At 53.1% G+C, this 1,223-nt stretch carries 2 protein-coding genes; both read left to right on the forward strand.

Annotated elements, in window-relative coordinates; genetic code table 11:
• Window positions 1-57: 57 nt before the first annotated feature.
• Window positions 58-354 carry a transposase gene (locus WG29040_RS24260; protein ID WP_010656393.1) on the forward strand — a complete coding sequence of 99 codons (297 nt, stop codon included), beginning with the start codon at window positions 58-60 and terminating at the stop codon, window positions 352-354.
• Window positions 351-1,184, forward strand: a complete 834-nt coding sequence (locus tag WG29040_RS24265) for an IS3 family transposase (protein ID WP_127197096.1) — start codon at window positions 351-353, stop codon at window positions 1,182-1,184. The genes WG29040_RS24260 and WG29040_RS24265 overlap by 4 nt, the downstream gene beginning before the upstream one ends.
• Window positions 1,185-1,223 lie beyond the last annotated feature (39 nt).

Consider the following 1,223-nt stretch of genomic DNA (forward strand, 5'->3'; position numbering starts at 1 on the left):
TGTTGTGGCTCAATATTTATGGACCATCATGTAGGAGTATCAACTTAAGGATTCATCATGGGATTTCGGGTCGTAACTGCCGAAGAAAAAGCCGAGGCCATTCGCTTGGTCGTGGAAATGAATTACTCCGTGCCAAAGGCGTGCGAACAAACCGGCGTGGGGCCGACGGCTTTGCGGCGGTGGGTTTCCCGATGGCACAAGGAGCATGTAGGAGCCTCGCAAACCACCCGCCCGCAGGATCAAGATCTGATTGATTCACTTCAGGCCAGATTAGCGCTGCTGGAGGCAGAAAATGACGTCTTAAAAAAGCAGTTGCCCTCTCATCTAAAGGTGCTTTTCAGCCGAATAAAATGATCGAGGGCACCAAAGGCGCGATGTCGGTACGACACCTGTGCTGTCTTTTCGGTGTCCCTCGCAGCAGCTATTACGCGCAACGTCAGCCCAAGCGACCGCGCGGAATTGAGCGTCAGCTGGAGAAGAAAATTCGCCAGCTGCATAAAGAGCATCGTGGTGCTTTGGGTAGTAGGGGTTTTAGCAAAGCGCTTAAGAAACAGGGGATGAAAGTGGGGCGTCATCGAATGCGTGGCCTGATGAAAACCCTCGGGCTGGTCAGGCGGCGCGCACGTTACGCCCACTATCGGCGAATGACCAAGCCCTCCAACATCGCACCTAATATCCTGGCCCGTCGCTTTAATCCCGCGGCCCCGAACACTTTTTGGGCAGGAGATATTACTTACATCAGGGTCGGTGGGAGCTGGCTGTATTTGGCGGTTGTCATGGATCTTTTCTCGCGCAGGATTGTAGGCTGGGCGTTTTCGAGAACGGCGGATACGGAGCTTTCGCTTAAGGCGTTGCAGTTGGCTGTGGGCATACGCCGTCCTACTTCTGAGCTGGTTTTCCACTCGGACCAGGGCTGCCAGTACACCGCTGAGCGCTTCGTAAAATATTTGGCTGAAAAGAACATTGTGCAGAGTATGAGCCGACGCGGTAATTGCTGGGATAATGCCGTCGTTGAGCGCTACTTCAGATCACAGAAGTACGATTGGTCACCGGAAAACGGCTACCAGAATCATTTCGAGGCAGAGCGGGACGTGATGGATTTTATTGCCCATTACAACCACCGGCGTTGTCACTCCGCCTCGAATAACCTGCCGCCAGTTACTTTTGAGGAAATGGCGGCCTAATACTCCTACGCAATGGTCCAAAAAAACTGGACCACTACA

Origin of the sequence: Pseudomonas sp. PAMC 29040, from assembly GCF_003994535.1 — a bacterium.
Taxonomy (GTDB): Bacteria; Pseudomonadota; Gammaproteobacteria; order Pseudomonadales; family Pseudomonadaceae; genus Aquipseudomonas; species Aquipseudomonas paraversuta.

What these genes read in the sequence shown, in the direction of transcription:
- WG29040_RS24260 (WP_010656393.1), top strand. Translation starts at nt 58, where the DNA reads ATGGGATTTCGGGTCGTAACTGCCGAAGAAAAAGCCGAGGCCATTCGC.
- WG29040_RS24265 (WP_127197096.1), top strand. Translation starts at nt 351, where the DNA reads ATGATCGAGGGCACCAAAGGCGCGATGTCGGTACGACACCTGTGCTGT.